The 1,241-nt window shown below is 43.2% G+C and carries 2 protein-coding genes; both read right to left on the reverse strand.

Features of this window, described 5'->3' with window-relative positions; genetic code table 11:
* Window positions 1-167 precede the first annotated feature (167 nt).
* A complete protein-coding gene (locus UF75_RS25670) occupies window positions 168-647 on the reverse strand; it encodes a hypothetical protein (RefSeq protein ID WP_045577346.1) in 480 nt (159 codons plus the stop codon).
* 51 nt (window positions 648-698) lie between these two features.
* Window positions 699-1,070 carry a hypothetical protein gene (locus UF75_RS25675; protein WP_045577347.1) on the reverse strand — a complete coding sequence of 124 codons (372 nt, stop codon included), beginning with the start codon at window positions 1,068-1,070 and terminating at the stop codon, window positions 699-701.
* Window positions 1,071-1,241: the final 171 nt, after the last annotated feature.

Here is a 1,241-nt window from a genome sequence, read left to right on the forward strand (position 1 = left end):
CACAGCCTTTTGGGTAAGTTCATCAATCTCCTGACAGATAGAACTTTCTTCTGAAAAATAAGAAATTTGTTCCAACCCTAAAAGAATCGTTTGTTCAAAGTTTCTGTAACGCTGAAGCTTTTCTGCTTTCTGAGAAGCATCGGATTTGGCTGCTTCCAATAAGCCCTCTACCGAATGAAAGACTCTATGACAGTACCCCATAGTTTCGGGTGTCCTCTTCTAACCGCCGTCTCCAATTCTTTATTATCCAGCCCGGGAAATGTGCCCTTGGCAGAGTTAACAGGCCCCCTAAGCCTCAGGTATCTTTGTTTGTGACCTATCCACTGACGACTCCCCTCTGAATCTTGAGCTCTGTTCGAGTCAGATAATTGATCGGTTGTCCATAAATAATCTTCCGTAAATTGAGAGGATGCCTGCTCCCAGTGGGTTATCAGTTCTGCCATATGATTGTTGTGGAGTACTTTAAGTCTTCTTAACTCGGCTAGTGATCCAAGCAGCCGTTTGTGATTCTCTAATTGTTCTTGAAGGCTCGGTAATTCCAGACGAGTTTTCAAGTTTGCCGCTTCTTGGGCGCGTTTTATCCACACTTTACTGCTTTGTAGATAAACGGATTGGAGAGCATCGGTTAAGTCGCTGGTATAATTCATGACATATTCTCGGGAAGCCCTAGTCCCAGGCCGATTGTTTGAAGCAATAGTTCAGGTTCGAACAACACGTTCATTTGAGATGAACTGCTCGCGCTCTTGTAAAGTAATGGTGGTAGAGGGCTTGTGTTTTGGCGATACCCCGATAGTTAATGATTTACCCGGTCTAAGATATACTGAATTCATACTGGAAGACAGTGGACTTACTGGCAGGAGGTTATCCTCACTCAATAACACGTTGAGTAACCTGGATTTGCCTGAAGAAACATAGCCATAGCACGCTACAACAACTTCTTGGCGTTCAAGTTTTAAGCGAAGGGTATGGAGAATTTGGGCATTCAGCTTGTCTCCACACCTTTCAAAGGTTTCATGGAGATTTCCCAGCTGTGAATCCAAGTCAACTTGACGAAGTTCTGCAGTAGTCATAATCTCCTCCATCTCATTCTGCCCAATTATCATTCAGTCACATTGCTTTTTGTTTCAGCCCATACTCATGCTTTGTGTTATTCGCTGATAGGCTATCATTAGCCTGTCCTTATATTTCGCAATAAAGCAACAATTTTCCTTCTTATCGTACCCGACAGCACTACCTAATTT

The organism is Desulfosporosinus sp. I2 (assembly GCF_000960765.1).
Lineage (GTDB): Bacteria > Bacillota > Desulfitobacteriia > Desulfitobacteriales > Desulfitobacteriaceae > Desulfosporosinus.

Excerpts from the sequence above, each read along its gene's own strand:
- UF75_RS25670 (WP_045577346.1), bottom strand. The coding sequence starts at position 647 with ATGAATTATACCAGCGACTTAACCGATGCTCTCCAATCCGTTTATCTA.
- UF75_RS25675 (WP_045577347.1), bottom strand. The coding sequence starts at position 1,070 with ATGACTACTGCAGAACTTCGTCAAGTTGACTTGGATTCACAGCTGGGA.